Source organism: Ralstonia sp. SA306, from assembly GCF_054792405.1.
The window spans coordinates 1,308,256-1,330,320 of the sequence record NZ_CP096451.1; the positions used below are offsets into that span (position 1 = coordinate 1,308,256).

Below are 22,065 nucleotides of genomic sequence, written 5' to 3' on the forward strand. Positions count from 1 at the left end.
GAGTCAGGAATGAGCGTGGTGGAAATCAAGGTGCCGGATATCGGCGATTTCGATGCAGTGGAAGTCATCGAAGTGCTGATCAAGGCGGGCGATACCGTGGCGCCCGAGCAGTCGCTGATCGTGCTGGAATCCGACAAGGCCAGCATGGAAGTGCCGTCGGACGTGGCCGGCAAGATCGTCGACGTGAAGGTCAAGGTGGGCGACAAGGTCAGCAAGGGCACGGTGATCGCGACGGCGGAAGCTGGCGCGGCTGCTGCTCCGGCGCCTGCTCAAGCACCGGCTCCGGTCTCAACGCCTGCTGCCGCACCGGCAGCGTCGGCCCCCGCACCACAAGCGGCCAAACACGCCGGCAGTGCCGACATCGAATGCGACATGCTCGTCCTCGGCTCCGGGCCGGGCGGTTACTCGGCAGCTTTCCGCAGCGCCGATCTGGGCATGAACACCGTGCTGGTCGAGCGTTTCTCCACGTTGGGCGGCGTTTGCCTGAACGTGGGCTGCATCCCGTCCAAGGCGCTGCTGCACACGGCCGCCGTAATGGATGAAGTGAAGGCGATGGCCGCGCACGGCATTGTCTACAGCGAGCCCACGGTTGATATCAACCAACTGCGCAAGCACAAGGAATCCGTCATCGGCAAGCTGACCGGCGGGCTGGCCGGTATGGCCAAGGCACGCAAGGTGCAGGTCGTGCGCGGCGTCGGCGCGTTCCTCGATCCGAACCACCTCGAAGTGCAACTGACGAGCGGCGACGGCAAGGAAACGACCGGCGAGAAGAAGGTCATCCGCTTCGCCAAAGCGATCATCGCTGCGGGTAGCGAGGCCGTGAAGCTGCCGTTCATTCCGCAAGATCCGCGCATCGTCGATTCGACAGGCGCGCTGGAGCTGCGCGAAGTGCCGGCCAAGATGCTGGTCATCGGTGGCGGCATCATCGGCTTGGAAATGGCCACGGTGTACAGCACGCTGGGCGCCCGCATCGACGTGGTGGAAATGCTCGACGGCCTGATGCAAGGCGCTGACCGCGACCTCGTCAAGGTGTGGGACAAAATGAACAAGAGCCGCTTCGACAAGGTCATGCTCAAGACCAAGACGGTCGGGGTGGAGGCCAAGCCGGACGGCATCTACGTCAAGTTCGAAGGCGAAGCTGCACCGGCCGAGCCGCAACGCTATGACACGGTGCTGGTGGCCGTGGGCCGCGCTCCGAACGGCAAACGCATCGGCGCGGAAAAGGCCGGCGTGGCCGTGACTGACCGCGGCTTCATCGACGTGGATAAGCAGCAGCGCACGAATGTGCCGCACATCTTCGCGATCGGCGACATCGTGGGTCAGCCGATGCTGGCACACAAGGCCGTGCACGAAGGCCACGTGGCGGCCGAAGCTGCGCACGGCGAGAAGGCGTATTTCGACGCCAAGCAGATTCCGTCGGTCGCCTATACCGATCCGGAAGTGGCCTGGGCAGGCCTGACCGAAGACCAGTGCAAGGCGCAGGGCATCAAGTACGGCAAGGGCGTGTTCCCCTGGGCTGCATCGGGCCGCGCAATTGCCAACGGCCGCGACGAGGGCTTCACCAAGCTCATCTTCGACGAAGAAACGCACCGCATCATTGGCGGCGGTATCGTCGGCACGCACGCAGGCGACCTCATCGGCGAGGTTTGCCTGGCCATCGAGATGGGCGCGGACGCCGTGGATATCGGTAAGACCATTCACCCGCATCCGACGCTCGGTGAGTCGGTGGGTATGGCTGCAGAAATCTACGAAGGCGTTTGCACGGACGTGCCGCCGGCTCGCAAGCGTTGAACTGCAATTAACCGCCAGATTTTAGAACACACTCTGAAATCTGGCTGGCAAAAAGGAAGGGCCACTCGATTGGGTGGCCTTTTTTTTGGGGGGCGATGTGGCGGCTGGTCAGTGCCGAGGCTCAGTCGGACGCCGATGCCGACGTAGCAGGCGCACCGCTGCGATCAGGCGGCGCCATATCTGTTGTATCAACCCATGTCGACGGGCGCGCCAGACGGCAATTCGTACCTGCAGGGCTTGCCAAGTCGGCGTTGCCTGCAGAACGGCAACCATGCGCTGCTTCCAAGCCAGGAACGCAGATTCCCAGCGGGCATACCAGGCGATCGTGTGCAACTGTGGGCGCACGGCGGAATAGATGCGCACGCCCAGCCCCGTACTGACGATTTTCGCTGCGACCAGAACCATAGCGCCGGCAATGAGATGGCCTCGCGCCAGCACGTAGACGGCCGCCAGCTTGAACGGCAACAATGCGAGCATTGGCAGGGCAAAGGCGCAGAGGGCTTCGATGGGCTCCAGCTGCGCCAACTTCCGCTCCGCCGCTTGGACCCACGGATGCGCCGCCAGACGGGCGGTTGCCCGCTGCATGACGTTCCAGATCCACTCTTCTAACAGCAGGATAAGCGCAGCCACGACGATCAGACTTCGCTTGGCCAGGGATTCGCGAGACATTGGGAAGGAAGGGGGGGGCGGCGGGCCGCAATACAGGATGGAGCGTCGGCTGCGTGTAAAAGTTCGCAATTTGAAGGGCGAGACGTTTCCCGCGCACACAAAAAACCCGGCCGAAGCCGGGCTAAAGGTACCCACTGATCACCACTGAGGACAGGTTTCGGTAGCGGGACCGAGGAGACAATCTAACGAACACGGTGGGATGGACTGCGGGGCGCGCGTTTCGGTTCCGCGCAAATGCGCGCAAACGACGCGTTTGGAAGAGCGGCTCGACGGCCAAAACAAAACGGGCCTCCCGGAGGAGGCCCGCTTGAGCAAGCAGGTAACTGCAGCAGCTTAGCGCTTAGGCGGCGGTCGTTGCCGACTTCTTGCCGGTAGCAGCGCGCGCTTGGGCCGAAGCTTGGGCAGTTGCCTTGCTGGCAGCGTTGGCAGCAGCGTGGAAGTTGCTTTCAGCCAGTTCCACAGCTTGCTTGGTAGCCTTCTGCACCGAGTCGTAGGCGTTGTTGGCAGCCGACAGAGCCGACTTCACCAGGGCAACTGCCGATTCCGAACCGGCCGGAGCGTTCTTCGACACGTTGTCGACCAGCGCTTGCAGCTTGCGGCTGTTTTCAGCGATCTGCACTTCAGCAGCCTTGCTGAATTCGGTTTGCGTGTCCGAAGCGATTTCGTACAGGTGGCGGCTGTAAGCCAGAACCTTTTCAGCCAGGGGCTGCACGGCGGCGGTTTGCACCGACAGCAACTCTTGCGCGTCCTTGGCGGTGAGCGCCTTCTTGGCGTGTTCGACGTTCTCGGCCAGGGTGGCCTTGACGACTTGCAGGTTCAGCTCGACCAGCTTTTCGACGCCTTCAAATGCCTTGTTGGTCAGGCCGAAGAAGGTTTCCAGGTTGGCCTTGTGCGCCGCAGCGATCTGTTCCTGAGTCAGCATGTTGTCTCTCCAAATACAAAGGTGGGTCGGGGAATCAAAATGAAAATTTAGATCGCCCAGATGTACAAAGCATGACGGTCAGCGTCGGGCCTTCCAGGCGACATCGCGATGAATTAGGGATGGTGCATCGCAACAATTTCATTGTTGTTGAATGCCAAACCAGTGTCAAGCGTCCTTTGTGCATCGCACAAAAATCAGAATTCGTTGATTTTTCGTGCACAGGAATTGCGCGACCAACCGTTTGGCGTAATTTTTTGTGGCAGAAAAATGCGCGTTCGTGGTGCAGGTGAAATGCATTTGACCAGTTCCGGCGGTAATTCCGTCTCAAAAAACATACGAGTGCAGCGTAGGTTAGGATGCGCCCGAGTGCCATTTTTGTTGCGTTGCGATTTCTGATTCACATGCGGGCGTTCTACACCGACCACTTTGTCTTGCCGTTGCCGCCGGGCCACCGGTTTCCCATGCGCAAGTACAGCGATCTGCGGGCACGGGTTTTAGCCGACGTGCCGGGGCTGTCCATGCATGAGGCGCCGCGCGCCGAGGACGACGCATTGCTGCTGGCGCACACGTCTGAATATGTGGAAGCGGTAAGCGCCGGTCGGCTTGACCCGGCGCGCCAGCGCGAGATCGGGTTTCCTTGGTCGCCGGAAATGGTGGAGCGCAGTCGCCGTTCTGCCGGCGCGACGATGGCCGCAAGTGAAGCCGCGTTGGCGGATGGGATTGCCGTCAACCTGGCGGGTGGGACGCACCATGCCTATGCGGACAAGGGCGGTGGCTTCTGTGTATTTAATGACGCAGCCATCGCCTCGCGCTGGATGCAGCGCCAATCAGGCAGGTCGCCGGCGGATTTTCCGGTCGCCATCATTGATCTGGACGTACATCAGGGCAACGGCACGGCGTCGATCCTGCGCGATGACGCCACCGTTTTCACCTTGTCGCTGCACGGCGAGAAGAACTACCCGTTCCGGAAGGAAGCGTCGGATCTGGACATCGGCCTGCACGATGGCTGCGGCGACGAGGACTATCTACATGCGCTGACCGGCGCACTCGATATCCTGGCCGGGCGCTTCAGGCCGCAGTTGATCATCTATCTGGCCGGCGCGGATCCGCATGAGGGCGACCGTCTTGGCCGGCTCAAATTGACCCTGGAGGGGCTGGCCCGGCGCGATCAGGAAGTCTTCGACTTCGCCTATCAACGGCGCATACCGATTGCCGTTACCATGGCGGGCGGCTACGGCAACAATATCGACGATACCGTGGCCGTCCATGCGCAGACCATCGCGTTGGCTGCCCGGCACGCACTGCGTTGGGCGGCTCGCGACGAGGCTGCCGCCGCATCGAACTCTCTTCCGCTTTCCGCATGACCCAAGCGTCTTCTGTCGCGCCAGCCTCAGCGCGCGGCTCTCTGTTTGTCGTTGCCATGCCGTGGCTGTTCGTGCTGATCTGGAGCACGGGCTTTATCGTGGCCAAGTACGGGATGCCGTACGCCGAACCGATCACGTTTCTGTTTTTCCGCTTCGTAGGCGTGCTGGTGTGCCTGCTGCCGCTGGTATGGCTGGCGCGCGTGCCGTTGCCGCGCCGCGCCGGCACGGGCGAAACCGATTGGGCGACAGTCGGCCATATCGCGGTGGCCGGCTTGCTGATGCAATGGGGTTACCTGGCGGGCGTCTGGGCTGCGGTCAAGCTGGGCATGCCGGCAGGCATGACTGCGCTGATCGTCGGCATGCAGCCGATTCTGACCGCGCTGTACGTCTCGATGCGAGGGGAGCGTGTGTCGGGTCGCCAATGGATGGGGCTGCTGTGCGGCATCGCAGGCGTGGGCCTAGTGGTGGCCAATAAGCTGCATCTGGCGGGCGTCGGTGTGACGACGCTTGCGCTTTGCGTGGGCGCGTTGCTGTCGATCACCGTCGGCACGCTGTATCAAAAGCGCCATTGCCCGGTGTTCGACCTGCGGATGGGCGCGTGCATCCAGTTCGGGGCATCGGCGCTGCTGTGTCTGCCGTTCATGTTTTTGTTTGAGACGCGCGAGGTGCATTGGACGCTGCCGATGATCGGCTCGCTGGTGTGGTCGGTACTGGCGCTGTCGATCGGCGCAATCTCGCTGCTGTTTGTGCTGATCCGCAAAGGCGCGGCCACCAAGGTGACGTCGCTCCTGTATCTCACACCGCCGACGACCGCCGTGATGGCCTGGGCGCTTTTAGGCGAGCGATTTCCGCCGCTCGCCGCGTTGGGCATGGTGATTGCCGCGTGTGGTGTGGCGCTCGTCATCCGTAAGTGACCGAGGTTTAGCGGCTGGCGTATCCTGATCACTTTCCACCGTCACCTGCCCGCTGCCCATGAGTACGCCACGCCAGACGCGCGACGACTACCGCCACTTCCACACCATCACCACGCGCTGGATGGACAACGACGTCTACGGCCACGTCAACAACGTCGTCTATTACAGCTACTTCGACACCGTGGTGAACGCCTACCTGATCCAGCAGGGCGTGCTGGATCTGGAGCATAGCGACACCATCGGCCTCGTCATCGAGACGCAGTGCAATTACTTCGCGCCGCTGTCGTTTCCCGACCCGGTTGTGGCAGGGCTGCGCGTTGCGCGCCTGGGCAACACGAGCGTGCGCTATGAAGTGGGCCTCTTCCGCGGCGACGCGCAAGAGGCCGCAGCGCAGGGCCATTTCGTGCACGTCTATGTCGACCGCGAAACGCGTCGGCCGGTGCCGCTGCCCGATGCGCTGCGTGCCGTGCTCGAACCGCTTGCGTCCAATATCACCGCTTGAATTCTTGCGCATCGCCATGACCGACCGACGCCCCACCTTCGCAGAAGTCGAACTTGTCGATCAGGCAATCACTTCGCGCCGGTCTGTTCGCGCGTTCTTGCCGACGCCCGTTGCCCGCGAAGACATTGAAGCGATCCTGGATGTGGCACGCCGTGCGCCGTCAGGCAGCAATACGCAGCCGTGGAAAGTCTATGTGCTCACGGGCGAATCGAAGACGCGCTTGTCCGAATCTGTGTTGGCGGCGTACGACCACCCGGAGGTCGACACGCTGCATCGCGAGGAGTATCCGTACTACCCGCGCACGTGGATTGATCCGTATCAGAGCCGGCGCCGCAAGGTTGGTTGGGATCTCTATGGCTTGCTCGGCATCGAGCGCGCCGACAAGGAGCGCATGCACGCGCAGCACGCGCGCAACTTCCGCTTCTTCGATGCGCCGGTCGGAATCATCTTCACGATTGACCGTGTGATGGAGCAGGGCAGTTGGCTCGATTACGGCATGTTTCTGGAAGCCGTGATGGTGGGGGCGCGTGCTCGTGGCATCGACACGTGTCCACAGGCCGCTTTCACGCAGTTCCATCGGATCATCGCCGAGCATCTCGCGCTGACCGATGATGAGATGGTCGTCTGCGGCATGTCGATGGGTTATGCGAACCCCGCTGCAATCGAGAACACGCTCATCACTGAGCGCACACCTGTCTCCGACTTCACTCGCTTCCTCGACTGACGTCGTCATCGCGCCGCCGCCTACACGCTACAGCGCACATCTTCGTGCAAAGCGAGAATTGGCGGTGAAAAGTCGTCGAATTATGTCAACAGATACGACCGATCCATCGTTAGACTTTGATCTGCGACTCCGCGTGCGACGTGCGCGTGTTGTGAGGAAGTGTTGGAGCTGGTTGTAAACCGTGATTGTCGGCATGTGCGACGGAATTCACGAGGTACCCTCAGCCTCCGCCGCTGATTCCGCGCTGCACGTTATGTGCAGTTCTCGCAACTTTCTTCGCGATTGGAACACTGCCCCAGCAGATAATTGCGTCGAAATGATGACCGAATGATAAGGCTCCAGAGGTCAAACTTTAAGGCCGTGAGCTAAGTCCTTCATCTTGCTAAGAATTTTGTTTTTGCCTACACTTGCGCCATCTCACGCGCGGGTGATCGAACCATGTCACGGTCTGTTTCCTCATTTTTTCGACGTCTCGGCTTTGTTTCGCTGATGACCGTCGCGCTCGCTGCCGTTTCCGTCGCTACCGTGGCCAATGCCGCCACGACCGACAAAAAGCCCGCCGCCAGCAAAAAAGCCAAAGTCAAATCCAAGGGCAAGACCGTCGTCAATCGCAAGGCCAGCGCCAAAGTCGCGGCTGCGAGCAGCGATGACGTCGCGTCCAGCAAAGTCCGCAAGGTCGTCACCGTCAAAGGCAAGCGCCGTGTGCTCATGGTCGAGCGCGGTGCTCGTCCGGTGCGCGCAGCCTTCGTGCCGGCATCCCCGACGCTTGGCGAAGCGATGGGTCTGCGTTCGACGCCCGACGCGTTGGCGCTGCGCTCCTCCGTCGCGCTGGTGATGGACCAGAACAACGGCGAAGTGCTGTTCCAGAAGAATTCGTCGGCTGTGCTGCCGATTGCCTCGATCACCAAGCTGATGACCGCGCTGGTCGTGACCGACGCTCATCAGCCGATGGACGAGCTGCTTGAGATCACCGATGAAGATCGCGACTACGAGCGCAACACGGGCTCGCGTCTGCGCTTCGGCACGATGCTCACGCGTGAAGATCTGCTGCTGCTGGCGCTGATGTCGTCGGAAAACCGCGCAGCCTCAGCGCTGGGCCGTAACTATCCGGGTGGTCGTCCGGCATTCGTTGCTGCCATGAACCGCAAGGCGCACGAGCTGGGCATGAACGACACGCACTATGTCGATTCGAACGGCCTGTCGAGCAGCAACGTGTCGAGCGCACAGGATCTGGCCAAGATCGTGATGGCTGCCTACAAGGTGCCGACCATTCGCCAATTCACGACCACGCCTGAACATACGGTCAACGCCAACGGCCGCACGCTGCACTACGTCAACACCAACCGTCTGGTGCGTGGCGGTGAATGGGATATCGGTCTGCAGAAGACCGGTTTCATCAACGAAGCGGGCCGCTGCCTCGTGATGCAGGCCAACGTGCACGGCCGCAACGTCGTGATGGTGTTCCTGGATTCGGCCGGCAATCTCACGCGCTTTGCGGACGCCACACGCGTGCGCAATTGGCTGGAGCGCAATCCGCACATTGAGCCGGCCACGCAAGCCGCTGCACCGTTGCGGAATGTACCTGTGTCGACGCAGCCGGCAACCGTGCTGGCGTCGGAGCAGCACGGCGCTTGAGTCACCGCGCCACCCAACAAAAAAGCGCGTTCGATGACGCGCTTTTTTGTTGGGCAAAACCGGCGGCTCACTCTGCGCGCACGGCGTCCTCTTCGTACGTGTAGCCCATGCCCTTTGAGATCTGCAACGCGGTGTCCTTGAGGTTGTCGAGCCAGCTGTCCTGCAAGCGGTCTGCTGGTGCAGACAGCGACAAGCCTGCTACCAGCCGCCGCGAATCGTCATAGATGCCGGCAGCGATACAGCGCACGCCGAGTTCCAGTTCTTCGTTGTCGCGCGCGTAGCCGTTGGTGCGGACCCAGTTGAGTTCGCGTTCGAGCTTGGGCAAGTCCGTGATCGAGGTGCGAGTGTGACCAGACAAACCGGTACGCGTGGCATAGGCCCGGACACGGCCGAGTTCGTCTGCGGCCAGGAACAGCTTACCGACCGAAGTCAGGTGCAGCGGCGCGCGGCCACCGATAGCGCGTACCACTTGCATGCCTGATCGCTCGGAATATGCTCGCTCGATGTAGACGATCTCATCGCCCTGGCGCACCGAGAGGTTGACGGTTTGGCCGGTCAGGCGATGCAAGGCGCGCATCGGCGCGAGGGCCGCTTCACGCACCGAGAGGCGTGCCTTGACGAGGTTGCCGAGTTCCAGCAAACGCATGCCGAGACGGTAACTGCCCGGGTCGGAGCGGTCGACGAAGCGGCAAGCCACCATGTCGTTCAGGATGCGGTGCGCGGTGGAGGGGTGCAGGCCGGTGCTGGCGGACAGCGATTTCAGGCTGACCGGATCGGCGTGATCGGCAAGCGCGTCGAGCAGCATCATCATGCGTTCGATGACCTGGATGGACGTCTTGCCGGGGTCCTTATCTGCTTCTGCCATGGGTGCAGTGGGTTGCGGATGCGATGCAAAATTCTATCCCACAATGTGAAAATTCGCACCATCCCGACGCATGATTCCGGGTATTTTCGAGGGCTTTCTCAGTCGGTCACCGGCTGTGCTTGGTAGGGCCTCGTGAAGCGCACTCACCGCTGACATGAAGAAGTTCTGTGCCTTGAGGGCCGCGCCGGACAGGGCAGCGGGCGCATAATGGCAGCTTCCCGCAGAACACAAGAGACTCCCATGCGCGTAGGTTTGTTCGTCACTTGCCTCATTGATCTGATGCGGCCCGACATCGGGTTTTCGGTGCTCAAGCTGCTGGAAAAGGCCGGCTACGACGTCGTTGTGCCGCCCGCGCAGACCTGCTGCGGCCAGCCCGCCTACAACTCCGGCGATCGGCCACTGGCGCGCGATCTGGCGGAGAAGACGCTCAAGGAATTCGAACAGTTCGACTACGTTGTCATCCCGTCTGGCTCGTGCGGCGGCATGATCCGCAAGGGCTACGCCGATCTCTTTCGAGACGATCCGGAGCTCGCAGGCCGCTACGAGCGCCTGGCGCCGCGTGTGTATGAGTTAACCGACTTTCTCGTCAACGTGGCGCGTGTCGAGACGCTCGATTCCGAATTTCACGGCCACGTGACGTACCACGATTCGTGCTCTGGCCTGCGCGAGTTGGGCGTGAAAGCGCAGCCGCGCGAGCTGCTCGGCAAACTGCCGGGTGTGCAGTTGACCGAGATGCCCGCATGCGAAGCGTGCTGCGGTTTCGGCGGCACGTTCTCGATCAAGTACGGTGATATCTCCACCGCCATCGCGGATGAAAAATGCGCCAACATCAAGGCCAGCGGCGCCGATGCCGTGGTGCTCGGTGATGTAGGCTGCATGCTTAACATCGAAGGCCGGCTGCGCCGTACGGGCGACACGCACACGCGCGTGCTGCACATCGCGCAAGTCCTTGCCGGCGACGCGTAAATCGCAACGCCAAGAACACGACGGAGACGCAATCGCATGCAAGTCCGCAGCATGGAATTCAAGGCGCGCGCCGGGCAGAAGCTCGCCGACAAGCGCCTGCAGCAGAACCTCACCAAGCTCTCGACCAAGTTCGTCACCGCACGCGCGGCGGCCATCCAGGAGATTGATTTTCCGGCCACGCGTGAGGCGCTGAAGGAGCGCCGCAACCGCGCGCTGGAAAACCTCGATGTCTGGCTCGCCACGTTCGAGGCAGAAGCGACGCGCCGTGGCGCCAAGGTGCTGTTTGCCGAAACCACGGCCGATGCCGCGCGCCTGGTTGCAGAAATCGCCCGCAAGCACGAGGTGAAAAAGGTCATCAAGAGCAAGTCGATGGTGACCGAAGAGATGCGCCTGAACCAGGTGCTCGGCGAGATGGGTGTGCAGAGCATCGAGACCGACCTGGGCGAGTACATCCTGCAGATCAACGACAGTGAGCCTCCGTCGCACATCATTGCGCCGGTGGTGCACAAGGACAAGGAGGAGATCGCTGATCTCTTCGCCAAGACGCACAACAAGCCGCGCCTGACAGATATTCCGGAGATGACGCGCGAGGCGCGCGAAGTGCTGCGGCCCCAGTTTCTGTCCGCCGACATGGGCGTGACAGGCGGCAACTTCATCATCGCCGAGACGGGGTCCGTTGCGATCGTCACGAATGAGGGCAACGAGGGTATGTGCACGATCATGCCGCGCGTGCATGTCGCCGTGACCGGCATCGAGAAGGTGCTGCCGACGCTCGAAGATCTGGCGACCGTCATGCGCTTGCTGCCGCGATCGGCCACAGGGCAGGCGATTTCGAACTATTTCTCATTGTTGACGGGGCCGCGCGCGCCGGGCGAGAAGGATGGCCCCGAGCATATGTACTTCGTCATTGTCGACGGCGGCCGCAGCGGCCTGATTGGCGGCGAATTCCAGGAGATGCTGCGCTGTATCCGATGCGGCGCGTGCATGAACCATTGCCCGGTCTATCAGAAGATCGGCGGCCATGCGTACGGCTGGGTGTATCCCGGCCCGATGGGCAGCGTGCTGACGCCTAGCTACGTTGGGCTGTCGAACGCGTTGGACCTTCCGCAAGCGGCCACGCTGTGCGGTGAATGCAATCGCGTGTGCCCTGCGTCCATCCCATTGTCGGATTTGCTGCGCACGCTGCGCGAGAAACAAATGGAGCGCGAACTGCGCCCGCAAGCGGAGCGCTTTGGCTTGCGCGTGTGGGGCTTCGTAGCACGGCGACCGGCGTTGTACTCCGCCGGCACTTGGGTTGCAGCACGCGTGCTGCGCTGGATGGGCGGTGACAAGAAGCTGATCCACTCGCTGCCCGTCGGAAAAGGTTGGACCGATACACGTGACATGCCGGCCCCCGCGGGCAAAACGTTTCGCGAGCTGTACCGTGAAAAGAAGGCCCGAGCATGACCACAGCTGAATCCCTCCAAACGCTGCGCGACGCGCTCGATCGTCACGCAAAGTTGCCCGACCTGCCGCGCCTACTCAAGCAGTGGCGCGACGATGTAGTGCTCGCGCCGTTGGCGATCTTGCCGCCGGCGTACGATCAGGTGCGGCGTTCCTTGCTGCAGCGGCTGGATATGGCGATGTCATTTGGCGAGGAAAGCTGCTCGTTCTCGCCATCGTCGTTGCTCGCGGAAATGCGTTTGTGGACGGACAAGGCTGAGGCCAAGCTCGCCAGCATGTAATCGAGAGGCGACATGGAACGCAGGATGCGTGCTAGTGTCTGACAGCTTATTCCCGTGTCAGCCTATGCCATGAATCAGACCGCTCGCGAAATCATGCTGTACGACGCCCAGAAGAAGAGTTCGGGCGTGGCCTATCTCTGGTGGTTTCTGCTTGGTTTTTTGGGGGCGCATCGCTTCTATCTGAAGCGGCCAGGCAGCGGCGTCGCGCAGGCCATCGCCAACATTGGCGGCACATGGTTGGCGTTTCGTGACATGGGTAACACCGCCGGCTGGGTGCTTGCCGTCATCGGCGGGCTGTGGGTGCTGGTGGACATGTTCCTGATTCCCGGGATGGTCCGCGCATACAACACGGTGCTCGCCGAGCGGCTTTCGACTGCGCCCTGAGAGGAGTCGAACTCATGAGCAAAATGATTTGGTGGAAGCGCGCCGCATTGTGGGCGGCAGGTTTGGCTTGCGTGGGCGGCGCCCTGGCGGGTTGTACGACTTCGCGCGATCAATACAGCCAGAGTTCCAACATCAGTACGTACGGTGTTGTCGATGTTGGAATCGAGCGCACGTCGCGCTGATCATCATTCCGTGGCCGGGGGCGCCACGTCTTCAAACCGTCGCCACTCGCCATTGACGAGCAGTTCCAGCGGTTGGAACAGCGCCTTATAGGCCATCTTCCGGCTCTGCTCGATCCAGTAGCCGAGATAGACGTAGGGCAAGTCCAGCGCCTGCGCCTGGGAGATCTGCCACAGGACGTTGTACGTCCCGTAACTCGCCTTCTGTTCGATCGGGTCGTAGAACGTGTAGACCGACGATAGCCCGTCTTCCAGCACGTCGATCATGCTTACCATGCGCAGCTTGCCCGCCGATGGCGATTCGGGCGGCTCCCGAAACTCCACCAAACGCGAATTCACCCGGCTCTGTAGCAGGAACTGCTCGTATTGATCGCGGCTGTCGTGGTCCATGCCGCCGCCCGCGTGACGGACCGACTGGTACAGCAGATAGAGCTGATAGTGCTCTTCGACATAGGTAAGCGGTGCAACCAGCGCCTCAAGCCCTTGATGCCGCTCGGCGGCACGGCGTTGCGCCCGCGACGGCGCATATCGATCAACGACGACGCGGCACGGGGTGCATGCATGGCAGTCGTCGCAATGCGGGCGGTAGGTGAAGATGCCGCTACGCCGGAAGCCGGCGCGCACGAGCTTTGAATAGACGTCGGCATTGATCAGGTGCGCCGGCGTGGCGACCTGCGAGCGCGCCAGGCGGCCATCGAGATAGCTGCATGCGTAAGGCGCGGTGGCATAGAACTGCAATGCCGAGAGGGGGAGTTCCTTAAGCTTGCTCATTGCGTACGGTCCACCGGCGGAGCACCGATTTGTCGAAGTGCCACGGCACAATGGCCGGCGCGTTGGCCGCTTCCCGCACATGTGCGAGAAACGCCGTGCGCGGCACCGGGGCACCGCCCAGCGAAGCCAGATGCTCGGTCTCCTGCTGGCAGTCTATCATCGCGACGCCCTGACCGCCGAGGAAGGCGCAGAGCGCCGCCAGCGCGATTTTCGAGGCATCGGTGCGGTGCGCGAACATCGATTCGCCGTAGAACATGCGGCCAAGCGCCACGCCGTACAGGCCGCCGACGCGTTGCCCGGCGTGCCACGTCTCGACGCTGTGCGCATAGCCGCGGCGGTGCAGGGCGGTATACGCCTGAATGACGTCTTCGGTGATCCACGTGCCGTGCTGCCCGGGGCGGGCTGTGGTGGCACACGCGACCATCGTTTCGCGAAAGGCGTGGTCGATGCGGATTTCCCAAGCTGGGTCGTCAAGCACGCGGCGCAGCGTCTTGCGAAACGTGGTTGAGACGCGAAAATCTTCGGGGCGCAGCACCATGCGCGGATCGGTGCTCCACCACAGCACTGGCTGGCCCTGGGCATACCACGGAAAAATGCCTTGCCGATACGCAATCAGCAGCCGTTGGGGCGATAGCTCTGCGCTGGCGGCCAGCAGCCCCGGCGCTTCGGACTCTGGCCCGAGCGCGCGATCGACCGGCGGGAAGGGATCGTGCGGATCCAGCCAGGTGATCATGATGCGGACAACGTGAGTTGGGGGTGTTACGACGTCGTGGCCGGCGTATTGATCGCAGCCGAGCGCATCGGCTTGTAGATGTCGAGCGTGTGGAGGCGGAAGCTGCCGTCGGCCAGCTTGCCTGCCGCGCGGTCTGCAAAGAAGCAACGCAGCGTGTGGATGACAGTCGGGAAGGCCAGATCATCCCAGGGGATGTCGGCTTCATTGAAGAGCGCGACTTCCAGGCTTTCTTCGCCCGGCGCGAAATCCAGATCGTTCAGCTTGGCCAGGTAGAACAAGTGCACTTGATGCACGTGCGGCACGTTGAGTACCGAATACAGCTCGCCGATTTCGACGTTGGCGCCGGCCTCTTCCTGCGTTTCCCGGTTGGCGGCCTGCGCGGTGGTCTCCCCGATTTCCATGAAGCCTGCTGGCAAGGTCCAAAAGCCGTAGCGGGGTTCAATGGCGCGCTTGCACAGGAGAATCTGATCGTTCCAAACGGGCACGGTGCCGACCACGTTGCGCGGATTCACATAGTGAATCGTATTGCAATGGTCGCAAACGTCGCGCAGTCGGTTGTCACCGGCGGGAATGCGCGAGACGACTGACTGGCCGCAGTTGGAACAGAATTTCATGGGGAATCGTCGCGGGTGGAATATCTCAGTGTATCACCGCGGCGATGCGGCCCCGCGCGGCGCAGGGAGGGGCGGGAGTATCGACTGAGTTGCATGCAAAACGGCGCGTGGAAACGTAGAAAAGCAAAAAGCCCGCTATGTGCGGGCTTCATGATTCGGCTCAGGTCTTGGAGCGAGCCGTTCTACTTTGGTTGGTTGCGGGGGCAGGATTTGAACCTGCGACCTTCGGGTTATGAGCCCGACGAGCTGCCAGACTGCTCCACCCCGCGTCCGTAGAAACGCATTCGACTTTCTGGCTGGTTGCGGGGGCAGGATTTGAACCTGCGACCTTCGGGTTATGAGCCCGACGAGCTGCCAGACTGCTCCACCCCGCGTCCGTCGAATAAAAAATTATAGCGATATCTATGCGGCGATGCAACACTTTTCTCGTGCGGCATGCATATTGATGGTGCGTGTTCCACTGTGACGGGCCGCGAAGGCAGGCGCAGACTGATCTTTGGACACATCGTGCGCAGCCGGGTTCGAAAGCGGCGCGCACGGTGCATTGCGGCGTGCCGGCCGTTTACAATGCCGCCTTTCGCGTTCCTCTCTTGATTCCGATCGTGCTCAACGCCCTGTACCCGCTTGCCCGCCCGCTGCTGTTTTCGATGGATCCCGAAGACGCGCATCACTTCACGCTGAACCAGCTCAAGCGGGCCCACGCGATGGGGCTTTCGGGCTGCATCGGTGGACGCGTAGCCCCGCAGCCGCGCACGGTGATGGGCGTGGTGTTTCCCAATCCAGTGGGGCTGGCTGCTGGCCTTGACAAGGATGGTGCGTATATCGATGCGCTCGGCGCGCTCGGTTTCGGTTTTATTGAAGTCGGCACGGTCACACCGCGTGCGCAGCCAGGCAACCCGCGCCCGCGCATGTTCCGCTTGCCGGCGGCCAATGCGCTCATCAATCGCATGGGTTTCAACAACGGCGGTGTCGATGCGTTCATCAATAACGTGAAGGCATCGAAGTGGCGCGAGGCGGGTGGCGTGCTCGGCCTGAACATCGGCAAGAACGCCGACACGCCCATCGAGCGCGCTGTCGACGATTACCTGTATTGCCTGGAGCGCGTGTATCCGCACGCGAGCTACGTGACGGTGAACATTTCGTCGCCGAACACGAAGAACCTGCGCCAACTGCAGGGCGCGAGCGAGCTGGACAGCCTGCTCGGTACGCTGCGCGACGCGCAACAGCGTCTGGCAGACCAACATAAGCGCTACGTGCCGGTGGCACTGAAGATTGCGCCGGACTTGGATGGCGACCAGATTGCCAACGTTGCCGACGCGCTGCTGCGTCACAAGATGGACGGCGTGATTGCGACCAACACGACGATCAGCCGTGAGGCCGTCGCCGGTCTGGCACACGCGGAAGAGGCGGGCGGCCTGTCGGGCCAGCCCGTACGTGAAGCCTCGACGCGGGTAATTCGCGCATTACATGGTTTGCTGGGCGATGCGGTGCCCATCATTGGCGTGGGCGGCATCCTCGCCGGCGCGCATGCGCGCGAGAAGATCGATGCTGGCGCCCAGCTGGTACAGCTGTATACGGGGTTGATCTATCGAGGCCCCGCGCTGGTTGCCGAATGCGCCCGCGCACTGGCGCATTGACGCCGGCCGCGCTCAGCGGCGAAGCAGGAAGATGATAAGCGCGCTGGCGGCCACCACGGCGGCTGCCAGGTCGTACGGGCCAGCGTAATCGGCCCACACAGCAGGGTCGAGCCGCTGCATGAAAGCCGGCTGCGCCCACGGCAGGATCATGCGCGGGATCGCAAACAATAGGGCGGCCACGACCAGCAGCACAATCAGTGCGGTCAGCGAAGGCTTGGAATGCCCCAAGATGCGGATGGGTGAGTGGGGCAAGGCCGTCCCCGTTTTGGAAGTGCCGGGCGGCTGATTACTAGTCGCTCAACATAATTTGCAATAAAGGTTTGTCAGGAATTTTCCTACAAAGTTCTGTCGGCTGCAGTCCTACTTTCGGCTATGTGCAGCACAGCATGCATAACGTGTTGCCTGTGAGCCAAGGCGAACGACTCGCGCTGCACAATGTGCTTTATTCGATATCTGTGTGCCAGGGCAATGTTCTTTCGGCCCTGCAGAACGCTTTATCAGGATGGCTGTACAGCGTGATGCACCGCGGCAACGAATGCCCGTCTGAGGGGTTGGCGTGGCGGAGGCGGGGAGTACAATCCGCCCTCATTGTGCAATGCACGATTTTTTGAGCGGCCAGCAATCCGCCCGATTTCCAAGTTCATGAGTCAAGCCCTCACAGCAACCGGGTCGCCCCAGACCAACGTGAACCTGCGCGCCATGGTGATTGGTGCCGTGGGTGTGGTGTTCGGAGACATCGGCACCAGCCCGCTGTATTCGCTCAAGGAGTGCTTCAGCCCCGATCACGGCATTCCTTTCTCCAGCGGTGCGGTGCTCGGCATCATCTCCATGCTGTTCTGGGCGATGGTGATCGTGGTGTCGCTCAAGTACGTGCTGTTCGTCATGCGCGCCGACAACAACGGCGAGGGCGGCATCCTTGCGCTGATGGCGCTGTCGCTGCGCACGGCCAATACCAACTCCAAGCGCATGTCGCTGCTGATGATGCTGGGCGTCTTTGGTGCGTGCATGTTCTACGGCGATGCGGTGATCACGCCGGCCATCTCGGTCCTGTCGGCCATGGAAGGTCTTGAAATCGCCGCACCCGCATTGACGCCGTTCGTATTGCCGATCACGCTCGTGATCCTGGCGGTGCTGTTCTTCATCCAGCGCAGCGGCACGTCGGTGGTCGGCAAGTTGTTTGGCCCCGTGATGCTGCTGTGGTTTGCCGCGCTGGCTGCGCTGGGCATGATGAATCTGGTGAAGGCGCCGCAGATCCTGGTGGCCGTCAACCCGATGTATGCGATTTCGTTCCTGCACAACCACGCGCTGCAGGCGTTCATCGTGCTGGGTTCGGTGTTCCTGGTGCTGACCGGCGCTGAGGCGCTGTACGCCGACATGGGCCACTTCGGCGCCCGTCCGATCCGCTGGGCGTGGTTCTTTCTCGTGGCGCCGAGCCTGCTGCTGAACTACTTCGGTCAAGGCGCGATGTTGCTGACCGACCCGAGCACCATCGAAAACCCGTTCTACCGTTCGGTGCCGGAAGCGCTGCAACTCCCGATGGTGGTGCTGGCTGCGGCGGCTACCGTCATTGCCTCGCAGGCCGTGATTTCGGGCGCGTTTTCGCTGACGAGCCAAGCGATTCAGCTTGGTTTTGTGCCGCGCATGCGCATTCGCTACACCTCGGAAGCTGAGATCGGCCAGATCTACGTGCCGATGGTCAACTGGATGCTGCTGATCCTGGTGGTGGGCGTGGTGCTGGCGTTCAAAAAGTCCGACAACCTGGCCGCCGCCTATGGCATTGCCGTAACGACCACGATGGTCATCACGACAGTGCTGGCGGCAGTGGTGATGCGCTCAGTCTGGCGTTGGCATCCGGCGCTGGTAACGCTCGTGAGCCTCTGTTTCCTGGTGGTCGACATGGCGTTCTTCTCGGCCAACCTCTTGAAGATCCGCGATGGCGGTTGGTTCCCGCTGACGCTGGGCGCCGGTGTGTTCTTCCTGCTGATGACCTGGTACAAGGGCAAGAAGCTTCTGCGTGCTCGCAGCCTGGAGGACGGCATTCCGCTCGAGCCGTTCCTGGCTGGGTTGCTGGCGCATCCGCCGCATCGTGTCGAGGGCACGGCCGTTTTCCTGACCGGCAATACCGAGTTCGTGCCGGTGTCGTTGCTGCATAACCTGAAGCACAACCGCGTGCTCCACGAGCGCGTGATCTTCATCAGCTTCGTCACGCGCGATATCCCCTACGTGGACGACAAGCACCGCGTGTCCGTGCGCGATCTGGGCAGCGGCATCTACATCGCCCGCGCGGAATACGGCTTCAAGGAAACGCCGGACGTGTACCGTGTACTTGAACTGGGTCAGCCGCAGATCGGCACGCGCTGCGAGCTGATGGATACGTCGTTTTTCATCGCGCGCGAATCGGTGGTGCCGTCCAAGTTGCCGGGCATGTCGATGTGGCGTGAGCGTTTGTTTGCGTGGATGCATCAGAACGGCGCCAAGCCGTCGGACTTCTTCCACATCCCTGCGAACCGCGTGGTGGAGTTGGGCACGAAGGTCGAGATCTGACCGACCGTATCGCTGCATAACAAACGGCCCGTGCGAGAGAGACGCACGGGCCGTTTTGTTTGGGTGTCAGGCGATGTTCAGGTTAGATCTTCGAGGCCTCGCGGTCGCGTTTGTGCACTTCGTGGTTGCGCGCGTGTACGTCGTGGTTGCGATCCTTGACGTCGGCGTGGAGGTCCTTGCGGTCCTGGTGCAAGTCACGGCGGTCGGCGTTGACCTGATGCTGATCTTGAGCGCGTTGCTTGCTCCAGTATTCGGCACCCTTGACGTTGCCGTTCGCCAGATCGCGGTTTTCGCGGCGTTGTGCGGTATTGCGCTCGGCGCGTTCGTCAGCCAGGGCGGCCTTGTCCTTGCCGATATCGGCACGGTCTTGGCGAATGTCGCGGTTGTCGTGACGGATGTCGCGGTTGTCCTGATGAATCTTCTGGTTGTCTTGCTGGATTTGCGTAACAGGCGACACAGGAGCTGGCGGCGTGGTCTGCGCGAAAGCGGCGGTACCGGCAACAGCAAGCAGGGCAGCGATCAGGGTGTGGCTCGTCTTCATGGAGTTTCTCCTCGTGGGTGCCAGGCGGTGTGTGCCTGTGTCTCCATAACGGGCTGAAGAGACCGGTCGACGACGCGCGAGTGTTAGGAAAGATCCAGGCGCGTAAGGACTTGTAACAGGCGCGCCGAGCCATAAAAAAACCCGCCGAGTCCGAAAACCGGGCGGGTTCCGCTAAACAGAGTGCGCGTTAGCGCTTGAGCTTGGCGAAGGCTTCCGCCATGGCGCCGGACGGTTCCGGCGCGCGACGCTGCTGGCCGCCGTGGCGATTGCCGCCACTGCTCGGGCGATCACCACCGCTGGTACGCGCAGGCGCCTGGCCGGGCTCGTCAGACAGGCGCATCGTCAGGCCGATGCGGTTGCGCTTCACGTCCACTTCCATCACCTTGACCTTGACGATCAAGCCGGGCTTGACCACCTCGTGCGGGTCGCGCACGAACTTGGTCGACAGCGCCGACACGTGTACCAGACCATCCTGATGCACGCCGATGTCGATGAACGCGCCAAACGCTGCTACGTTCGTCACCACGCCTTCGAGCACCATGCCCGGCTGCAGATCCTTGATGTCTTCGACGCCGTCCTGGAATGTCGCCGTCTTGAACTCGGGGCGCGGGTCGCGGCCGGGCTTCTCCAGTTCAGAAAGAATGTCGACCACGGTCGGCAGGCCGAACTTCTCGTCGGTGAAGTCGCGAGCGGTCAGGCCACGCAGCGCCTCGCGGTTGCCGAGCACGTCGCCGATGCCTTTCTTGATGCTGTCCAGAATGCGCTTGACCACCGGATACGCCTCGGGGTGCACCGAGGAGCGATCAAGCGGATTGTCGCCGTCATTGATGCGCAGAAAGCCGGCGGCCTGCTCGAACGTCTTGTCGCCCAGGCGTGGCACTTTCTTGAGCGCGTCGCGGTTGGTGAACGCGCCGTTGGCATCGCGGTATTCGACGATGTTCTTGGCGAGGATCGAGTTCAGCCCCGATACACGCGCCAGCAGCGGGGCAGAGGCCGTGTTCACATCCACGCCGACCGCGTTGACGCAATCCTCGACTATGGCGTCCAGCGCGCGGGCCAGCTCGCGCTGGTTCACGTCGTGCTGATACTGGCCGACGCCGATCGACTTCGGGTCGATTTTCACAAGTTCGGCCAGCGGGTCTTGTAGGCGACGCGCGATCGACACCGCGCCACGCAGCGACACATCCAGCTCCGGGAATTCCTTGGCCGCCAGCTCCGACGCCGAATACACCGACGCGCCAGCCTCGCTCACCACGATCTTGGTCAGCTTCAGCTCCGGAGCGTTACGCATGAGGTCTTGCACCAGCTTGTCGGTCTCGCGGCTTGCCGTGCCGTTGCCGATTGAAACCAGTGCCACGCCGTGCTGCTTGGCCAGACGGGCCATCGTCGCGAGCGAACCGTTCCAGTCGCGGCGCGGTTCGTGCGGGTAGATCGTGGCGGTTTCGAGCAGCTTGCCAGTGTGGTCCACCACCGCGATCTTGCAGCCCGTGCGGATGCCCGGATCGACGCCCATTACTGCCTTGGGGCCAGCCGGCGCGGCCAGCAGCAGGTCGTGCAGATTGCGGCCGAAGATCTTGATGGCCTCGGCCTCAGCGGATTCGCGCAGTTGCGTGAGGAGTTCGGTCTCGATATGCGGCTGGACCTTCACGCGCCAGCACCAGCGGCACACGTCCGACAGCCACTTGTCAGCCGCGCGGCCCTTGTTCTCGATGCCGACATGGCGCGCGATCATGACTTCGCACGGGTGCGGAATTAGCGCGTCCTGTTCTTCGCCCAAACCGAGCTTCACGAACAGCACGCCCGCGTTGCGGCCGCGGAACAGCGCCAGCGCGCGGTGCGACGGTACGTTGCGGATCGGCTCGCTGTACGCGTAGTAATCGCGGAATTTTTCTTCTTCGGCAGTTTCCTTGCCTTCCACCACCGTCGACGAAACCTGGCCCTGATTCCAAAGGTGGTCGCGCACCTTGCCAAGCAGCTCGGCCGTCTCGCCAAACTGTTCGGAGAGGATGTCGCGCGCGCCGTCCAGCGCAGCCTTCACGTCTGGCACGCCGCCATCGGCAGTCGGATTGCCGTTGACGAACTTGGCGGCTTCGGTTTGAGGGTCGAGCGTCGGGTCGGCCAGCAGTGCCTGGGCCAGCGGCTCCAGGCCGCATTCGCGAGCGATCTGGGCGCGCGTGCGGCGCTTGGGCTTGTAGGGCAGGTAGAGATCTTCCAGCACCTGCTTGGTCTCGGCCGCCTCGATGGCGGTGCGCAGGGCATCGGTCAGCTTGCCTTGCTCTTCAATGGAAGCCAGGATGGCCGCGCGGCGGTCTTCCAGTTCGCGCAGGTACAGCAGGCGTTCTTCCAGGTTGCGCAGTTGCGTGTCGTCCAGGTTGTCCGTCACTTCCTTGCGGTAACGTGCAATAAAGGGCACGGTGGCGCCTTCGTCCAGCAGTTGCACGGCGGCGGCAACCTGCTGCGGCCTGACCGCCAGTTCAGTGGCGATGCGGGAGACGATCTTCTGCAACACGGAATCAGTCATTGCTTCCAGAGAGTGCGATGGAAAGCCGCGCATTTTGCCACAACGCGAACCCTGTTCCTGAGCTG

22 protein-coding genes and 2 tRNA genes are annotated in these 22,065 nt (G+C 62.2%); 13 read left to right on the forward strand and 11 right to left on the reverse strand.

Annotation, left to right across the window (positions count from 1 at the left end):
• The first annotated feature begins 9 nt into the window (after positions 1-9).
• Complete coding sequence (lpdA, locus tag M1D44_RS06340; protein ID WP_024975533.1) at positions 10-1,791, forward strand: dihydrolipoyl dehydrogenase; 1,782 nt, start codon at positions 10-12, stop codon at positions 1,789-1,791.
• Positions 1,792-1,899: 108 nt separating this feature from the next.
• On the opposite strand, the gene M1D44_RS06345 is transcribed toward lpdA, so the two are convergent.
• Both M1D44_RS06345 and M1D44_RS06350 read right to left on the reverse strand, forming a co-directional pair.
• Positions 1,900-2,460, reverse strand: coding sequence for a hypothetical protein (locus M1D44_RS06345; RefSeq protein ID WP_112184693.1), 561 nt, complete (start codon positions 2,458-2,460; stop codon positions 1,900-1,902).
• Positions 2,461-2,800: 340 nt separating this feature from the next.
• Entirely contained in the window at positions 2,801-3,382 is a 582-nt protein-coding gene (locus tag M1D44_RS06350) for a phasin family protein (protein ID WP_024975535.1), read from the reverse strand.
• Positions 3,383-3,738: 356 nt separating this feature from the next.
• Between M1D44_RS06350 and M1D44_RS06355 the strand changes: the two genes are divergently transcribed.
• From M1D44_RS06355 to pbpG, 5 genes are all read left to right on the forward strand, one after another.
• Positions 3,739-4,746, forward strand: a complete 1,008-nt coding sequence (locus M1D44_RS06355; protein ID WP_316853860.1) for a histone deacetylase family protein — start codon at positions 3,739-3,741, stop codon at positions 4,744-4,746.
• Positions 4,743-5,660, forward strand: coding sequence for a DMT family transporter (locus tag M1D44_RS06360; RefSeq protein WP_316853861.1), 918 nt, complete (start codon positions 4,743-4,745; stop codon positions 5,658-5,660). The genes M1D44_RS06355 and M1D44_RS06360 overlap by 4 nt, the downstream gene beginning before the upstream one ends.
• A gap of 58 nt (positions 5,661-5,718) precedes the next feature.
• On the forward strand, positions 5,719-6,162 hold the full coding sequence (locus tag M1D44_RS06365; RefSeq protein ID WP_439004567.1) for an acyl-CoA thioesterase: 444 nt from the start codon (positions 5,719-5,721) through the stop codon (positions 6,160-6,162).
• A 16-nt stretch (positions 6,163-6,178) separates the two neighbouring features.
• Entirely contained in the window at positions 6,179-6,886 is a 708-nt protein-coding gene (locus M1D44_RS06370; protein ID WP_112184700.1) for a nitroreductase, read from the forward strand.
• 438 nt (positions 6,887-7,324) lie between these two features.
• Complete coding sequence (gene pbpG, locus M1D44_RS06375; protein ID WP_316853863.1) at positions 7,325-8,521, forward strand: D-alanyl-D-alanine endopeptidase; 1,197 nt, start codon at positions 7,325-7,327, stop codon at positions 8,519-8,521.
• 67 nt (positions 8,522-8,588) lie between these two features.
• Here pbpG and M1D44_RS06380 read toward each other — a convergent pair whose 3' ends face one another.
• The gene (locus M1D44_RS06380; RefSeq protein WP_316853864.1) at positions 8,589-9,386 is read right to left on the reverse strand and encodes an IclR family transcriptional regulator; all 798 of its coding nucleotides are present in this window, start codon (positions 9,384-9,386) and stop codon (positions 8,589-8,591) included.
• Positions 9,387-9,626: 240 nt separating this feature from the next.
• Between M1D44_RS06380 and M1D44_RS06385 the strand changes: the two genes are divergently transcribed.
• From M1D44_RS06385 to M1D44_RS06405, 5 genes are all read left to right on the forward strand, one after another.
• The gene (locus M1D44_RS06385) at positions 9,627-10,352 is read left to right on the forward strand and encodes a (Fe-S)-binding protein (RefSeq protein WP_112184704.1); all 726 of its coding nucleotides are present in this window, start codon (positions 9,627-9,629) and stop codon (positions 10,350-10,352) included.
• Between the two features lie 36 nt (positions 10,353-10,388).
• The gene (locus M1D44_RS06390) at positions 10,389-11,798 is read left to right on the forward strand and encodes a LutB/LldF family L-lactate oxidation iron-sulfur protein (RefSeq protein ID WP_024975542.1); all 1,410 of its coding nucleotides are present in this window, start codon (positions 10,389-10,391) and stop codon (positions 11,796-11,798) included.
• Positions 11,795-12,076 (forward strand): hypothetical protein, encoded by a 282-nt coding sequence (locus tag M1D44_RS06395; protein WP_316853865.1) that lies wholly within the window; start codon positions 11,795-11,797, stop codon positions 12,074-12,076. Before M1D44_RS06390 ends, M1D44_RS06395 begins: the two co-directional genes overlap by 4 nt.
• Before the next feature lie 69 nt (positions 12,077-12,145).
• Positions 12,146-12,460 (forward strand): TM2 domain-containing protein, encoded by a 315-nt coding sequence (locus M1D44_RS06400; RefSeq protein WP_024975544.1) that lies wholly within the window; start codon positions 12,146-12,148, stop codon positions 12,458-12,460.
• 14 nt (positions 12,461-12,474) lie between these two features.
• Positions 12,475-12,642: a hypothetical protein gene (locus tag M1D44_RS06405; protein WP_200869023.1), complete on the forward strand. Its 168-nt coding sequence runs from the start codon at positions 12,475-12,477 to the stop codon at positions 12,640-12,642.
• A 3-nt stretch (positions 12,643-12,645) separates the two neighbouring features.
• On the opposite strand, the gene M1D44_RS06410 is transcribed toward M1D44_RS06405, so the two are convergent.
• The 5 genes from M1D44_RS06410 to M1D44_RS06430 form a co-directional block, all read right to left on the reverse strand.
• The gene (locus tag M1D44_RS06410) at positions 12,646-13,410 is read right to left on the reverse strand and encodes an arginyltransferase (protein WP_024975545.1); all 765 of its coding nucleotides are present in this window, start codon (positions 13,408-13,410) and stop codon (positions 12,646-12,648) included.
• Positions 13,397-14,143 carry a leucyl/phenylalanyl-tRNA--protein transferase gene (aat, locus tag M1D44_RS06415; protein WP_316853866.1) on the reverse strand — a complete coding sequence of 249 codons (747 nt, stop codon included), beginning with the start codon at positions 14,141-14,143 and terminating at the stop codon, positions 13,397-13,399. Before aat ends, M1D44_RS06410 begins: the two co-directional genes overlap by 14 nt.
• 26 nt (positions 14,144-14,169) lie before the next feature.
• Positions 14,170-14,757, reverse strand: coding sequence for an NUDIX hydrolase (locus M1D44_RS06420; protein ID WP_316853867.1), 588 nt, complete (start codon positions 14,755-14,757; stop codon positions 14,170-14,172).
• Between the two features lie 192 nt (positions 14,758-14,949).
• Positions 14,950-15,026: transfer RNA gene (locus M1D44_RS06425), tRNA-Met, on the reverse strand.
• Between the two features lie 28 nt (positions 15,027-15,054).
• Positions 15,055-15,131 (reverse strand) — tRNA-Met (locus M1D44_RS06430).
• A gap of 228 nt (positions 15,132-15,359) precedes the next feature.
• On the opposite strand from M1D44_RS06430, the gene M1D44_RS06435 reads away from it, so the two are divergent.
• Positions 15,360-16,394, forward strand: coding sequence for a quinone-dependent dihydroorotate dehydrogenase (locus M1D44_RS06435; RefSeq protein ID WP_316853868.1), 1,035 nt, complete (start codon positions 15,360-15,362; stop codon positions 16,392-16,394).
• A gap of 12 nt (positions 16,395-16,406) precedes the next feature.
• Here M1D44_RS06435 and M1D44_RS06440 read toward each other — a convergent pair whose 3' ends face one another.
• Complete coding sequence (locus tag M1D44_RS06440) at positions 16,407-16,646, reverse strand: hypothetical protein (RefSeq protein ID WP_024975549.1); 240 nt, start codon at positions 16,644-16,646, stop codon at positions 16,407-16,409.
• A gap of 390 nt (positions 16,647-17,036) precedes the next feature.
• On the opposite strand from M1D44_RS06440, the gene M1D44_RS06445 reads away from it, so the two are divergent.
• Positions 17,037-18,938, forward strand: coding sequence for a potassium transporter Kup (locus M1D44_RS06445; protein WP_024975550.1), 1,902 nt, complete (start codon positions 17,037-17,039; stop codon positions 18,936-18,938).
• Positions 18,939-19,020: 82 nt separating this feature from the next.
• Here the strand turns inward: M1D44_RS06445 and M1D44_RS06450 are convergent, their stop codons facing one another.
• Together M1D44_RS06450 and M1D44_RS06455 are read right to left on the reverse strand one after the other, a co-directional pair.
• Complete coding sequence (locus M1D44_RS06450; protein WP_024975551.1) at positions 19,021-19,479, reverse strand: DUF4148 domain-containing protein; 459 nt, start codon at positions 19,477-19,479, stop codon at positions 19,021-19,023.
• Positions 19,480-19,666: 187 nt separating this feature from the next.
• The gene (locus M1D44_RS06455) at positions 19,667-22,000 is read right to left on the reverse strand and encodes a Tex family protein (protein ID WP_316853869.1); all 2,334 of its coding nucleotides are present in this window, start codon (positions 21,998-22,000) and stop codon (positions 19,667-19,669) included.
• Positions 22,001-22,065 lie beyond the last annotated feature (65 nt).

Bases quoted from the DNA above. Each gene is read 5' to 3' on its own strand.
- lpdA (WP_024975533.1), top strand. From the start codon at position 10: ATGAGCGTGGTGGAAATCAAGGTGCCGGATATCGGCGATTTCGATGCA.
- M1D44_RS06345 (WP_112184693.1), bottom strand. From the start codon at position 2,460: ATGTCTCGCGAATCCCTGGCCAAGCGAAGTCTGATCGTCGTGGCTGCG.
- M1D44_RS06350 (WP_024975535.1), bottom strand. From the start codon at position 3,382: ATGCTGACTCAGGAACAGATCGCTGCGGCGCACAAGGCCAACCTGGAA.
- M1D44_RS06355 (WP_316853860.1), top strand. From the start codon at position 3,739: ATGCGCCCGAGTGCCATTTTTGTTGCGTTGCGATTTCTGATTCACATG.
- M1D44_RS06360 (WP_316853861.1), top strand. From the start codon at position 4,743: ATGACCCAAGCGTCTTCTGTCGCGCCAGCCTCAGCGCGCGGCTCTCTG.
- M1D44_RS06365 (WP_439004567.1), top strand. From the start codon at position 5,719: ATGAGTACGCCACGCCAGACGCGCGACGACTACCGCCACTTCCACACC.
- M1D44_RS06370 (WP_112184700.1), top strand. From the start codon at position 6,179: ATGACCGACCGACGCCCCACCTTCGCAGAAGTCGAACTTGTCGATCAG.
- pbpG (WP_316853863.1), top strand. From the start codon at position 7,325: ATGTCACGGTCTGTTTCCTCATTTTTTCGACGTCTCGGCTTTGTTTCG.
- M1D44_RS06380 (WP_316853864.1), bottom strand. From the start codon at position 9,386: ATGGCAGAAGCAGATAAGGACCCCGGCAAGACGTCCATCCAGGTCATC.
- M1D44_RS06385 (WP_112184704.1), top strand. From the start codon at position 9,627: ATGCGCGTAGGTTTGTTCGTCACTTGCCTCATTGATCTGATGCGGCCC.
- M1D44_RS06390 (WP_024975542.1), top strand. From the start codon at position 10,389: ATGCAAGTCCGCAGCATGGAATTCAAGGCGCGCGCCGGGCAGAAGCTC.
- M1D44_RS06395 (WP_316853865.1), top strand. From the start codon at position 11,795: ATGACCACAGCTGAATCCCTCCAAACGCTGCGCGACGCGCTCGATCGT.
- M1D44_RS06400 (WP_024975544.1), top strand. From the start codon at position 12,146: ATGAATCAGACCGCTCGCGAAATCATGCTGTACGACGCCCAGAAGAAG.
- M1D44_RS06405 (WP_200869023.1), top strand. From the start codon at position 12,475: ATGAGCAAAATGATTTGGTGGAAGCGCGCCGCATTGTGGGCGGCAGGT.
- M1D44_RS06410 (WP_024975545.1), bottom strand. From the start codon at position 13,410: ATGAGCAAGCTTAAGGAACTCCCCCTCTCGGCATTGCAGTTCTATGCC.
- aat (WP_316853866.1), bottom strand. From the start codon at position 14,143: ATGATCACCTGGCTGGATCCGCACGATCCCTTCCCGCCGGTCGATCGC.
- M1D44_RS06420 (WP_316853867.1), bottom strand. From the start codon at position 14,757: ATGAAATTCTGTTCCAACTGCGGCCAGTCAGTCGTCTCGCGCATTCCC.
- M1D44_RS06445 (WP_024975550.1), top strand. From the start codon at position 17,037: ATGAGTCAAGCCCTCACAGCAACCGGGTCGCCCCAGACCAACGTGAAC.
- M1D44_RS06450 (WP_024975551.1), bottom strand. From the start codon at position 19,479: ATGAAGACGAGCCACACCCTGATCGCTGCCCTGCTTGCTGTTGCCGGT.
- M1D44_RS06455 (WP_316853869.1), bottom strand. From the start codon at position 22,000: ATGACTGATTCCGTGTTGCAGAAGATCGTCTCCCGCATCGCCACTGAA.